Source organism: Streptomyces sp. C, from assembly GCF_000158895.1.
GTDB lineage: Bacteria > Actinomycetota > Actinomycetes > Streptomycetales > Streptomycetaceae > Streptomyces > Streptomyces racemochromogenes.
Map to the genome: position 1 here is coordinate 7,112,976 of NZ_GG657750.1, position 2,442 is coordinate 7,115,417.

Genomic DNA, 2,442 nt, shown 5'->3' on the forward strand with positions numbered 1-2,442 from the left:
CCGAGTTCCTCGGCCCGCAGGATCGCCAGCTCCAGGCGGCGCAGGCCCGGCCCGGGGTCGACGCCGAGTTCGTCGCGCAGCCGCTCGCGCACGGCGCGGTACTCGGCCAGCGCCTCCGCCTGCCGGCCGGTGCGGTAGAGGGCCTCGACGAGCTGTTCGGTGAAGCGCTCGCGGACGGGCCGGTGGCGGGCGCCCTCGTACAGGTCGACGAGCACCTGGTGGCAGTTCCCGGCGGCCAGTTCGAGGTCGCAGACCCGCTCCAGGACCCGCAGCCGCTCCTGTTCGAGGGCCGGCACCGCGTCCCGCTGGAGCATGCCCGAGGCCACGTTCGACAGGGGTTGGCCCTGCCAGAGGGAGAGGGCCTCGCGCAGCCGGTACAGCTCCTGGGTGCTGCCGGCGGCGGCCCGTGCCTGCGCGGTCAGGAACCGGAACAGGGCGAGGTCGAGCGTTTCGGTGTCGTTGTGCATCCGGTAACCGCCCGGCACGGCTTCGATGGTGGTCGCGGATATGCCGTATTTCTCGAATAACCTGCGCAGCCGCAGCACACAGGTCTGCAGTGCGGCCCGGGCGGTCGCGGGAGGTTCCTCGTCCCATACGGCACGCAGCAGATAGCCGGTGGAAACCACGGCGCCGGGGTGGAGCAGAAGGGCGGCGAGGAGGCTGGTCGGTTTGGATGGTTTGAGAACTACAGTCTCGGGGCCGTGCGCAATACTCAAGGGCCCCAAAAGCTGGAACCGCATTGATGGTCCCCCGTGTCGGGTCACGTGTCGCAAATGAGCGTGACGGGGGCGTCGTTCCCGCGAGCCGCCAGGACGGACAGGCCTCCGGAAAAGTCCGGACCAGCGCCCGAGGCAGCTCGCCGCCCCCCGTTGGGCGGTGAATAACTGGAACCCTACAGAACGGATCTTGAAAAAGTCGAGTTCGGATACGGATCAATTCCGGCGCACCCGGCCTTATCCTCCTCTCCGTCACTCCGGGGATCCGTGGAGTTACCGCCGGTTCGTCAATTCTGTTCACAGCTAAACGAGTCGCGATAAAGGATCGCTTGAGCGTGGAGAGGGCGAGCATTCCCGGTCGGCTCCGGCATGGCCGGATCGGGTGGCGGATTGGCGGATTCCGGATAGTGGTCCGGAACCGGAATCCGCCGTCGCAGGAGGACCGCGGGAGGACTACTCGAAGCGCGCGGTGTCGCCCGCGCCGCGGCGCAGGATCTCCGCCCCGCCGCCGGAGAAGTCGATGACGGTGGTCGGCCGGGTGCCGCAGTCCCCGGAGTCGACGACGGCGTCCACCACGTGGTCGAGCCGCTCCTTGATCTCCCAGCCCTGGGTCAGCGGCTCGTCCTCGTCCGGCAGCAGCAGGGTGCTGGAGACGAGCGGCTCGCCCAGCTCGGCGAGCAGGGCCTGCGCGACGAGGTGGTCCGGGATCCGGACCCCGACCGTCTTCTTCTTCGGGTGCATCAGCTGGCGCGGTACCTCCGAGGTGGCCTTCAGGATGAAGGTGTAGGCGCCCGGGGTCGCCGCCTTGACGGCCCGGAACACGTCGTTGTCCACGTACACGAACTGCCCCAGCTGGGCGAAGTTCTGGCACACGAGGGTGAAGTGGTGCTTGTCGTCGAGGTTGCGGATCGACCGGATCCGCGCGAGGCCGTCGCGGTTGCCCAGCTGGCAGCCCAGCGCGAAACAGGAGTCCGTGGGGTACGCGATGAGCGCGCCGGAGCGGAGGGAGTCCACCACGCCGGTGAGGGTGCGCCGCTGGGGATTCTCGGGGTGAACGTCGAAGTACTTCGCCATCCGCCGAGCGTACGGGACCGGACCGCCGCACTCCGGAGCTCGCGCGCGGTACTCCGTCCGGGTTCACTTGGGACGCCCGTTCGGGCGCAGCGCCGAGTTTATGATCATCAGTTCGGCTTCCCGTCCTCTTTGATGCTGCCATCCGGCCGGAGGACAAAGGTGGAGGGCTGTGTGGCGATGTCACGGACGAAGACGTGGACCGCGGTCACCGCGGTGACGGGGGCCGCCGCGCTGGCCCTCACCCACGCACCCGGCGGCACGGCCGCAGCCGCACCCCCCGGCGCCGCCCCGGAGGCCGCGGTCACCCTCCTGGTCGGCCACGCCCTGGACGGCGGGGTCCGCGCGGACGACGCCGTGTGGTGCGCCGCCGGAGCCTTCCGCGGCGGCGGCTGCGGCACCTGGCAGGAGCAGCGGGTGCTCGCCACCCCCCGGGGCGGCACCGTCCTGTGGGACCCGGCCCTCGACGACGCCGGCGAACTCCCCACGGACGCGGGTTCCCCGCTGGAGATCAGCCTCGCCCGTGCGGAGGCCGGCCGCCTCACCGACGTCACCGTCACCGACGGGCACGGCCGCCACCTCGCCGGTGAACTCGGCCCGGACGGCGAGCACTGGCGCAACACCGAGCCCCTGCGCGCGGGGGAGGGCTACACCG

At 70.6% G+C, this 2,442-nt stretch carries 3 protein-coding genes; 1 reads left to right on the forward strand and 2 read right to left on the reverse strand.

Annotated features, from left to right (window positions below; all coding sequences use genetic code 11):
- Together SSNG_RS31810 and SSNG_RS31815 are read right to left on the reverse strand one after the other, a co-directional pair.
- On the reverse strand, window positions 1-740 hold a 740-nt coding region (locus SSNG_RS31810), incomplete at its 3' end, for an AfsR/SARP family transcriptional regulator (protein WP_042804453.1).
- Window positions 741-1,169: 429 nt separating this feature from the next.
- Window positions 1,170-1,790 (reverse strand): L-threonylcarbamoyladenylate synthase, encoded by a 621-nt coding sequence (locus SSNG_RS31815; protein WP_007268055.1) that lies wholly within the window; start codon window positions 1,788-1,790, stop codon window positions 1,170-1,172.
- 177 nt (window positions 1,791-1,967) lie between these two features.
- On the opposite strand from SSNG_RS31815, the gene SSNG_RS44300 reads away from it, so the two are divergent.
- Window positions 1,968-2,442 (forward strand): Ig-like domain-containing protein (locus tag SSNG_RS44300; RefSeq protein WP_042802467.1); only part of this gene is annotated, 475 nt, incomplete at its 3' end.

What these genes read in the sequence shown, in the direction of transcription:
- SSNG_RS31815 (WP_007268055.1), bottom strand. Translation starts at nt 1,790, where the DNA reads ATGGCGAAGTACTTCGACGTTCACCCCGAGAATCCCCAGCGGCGCACC.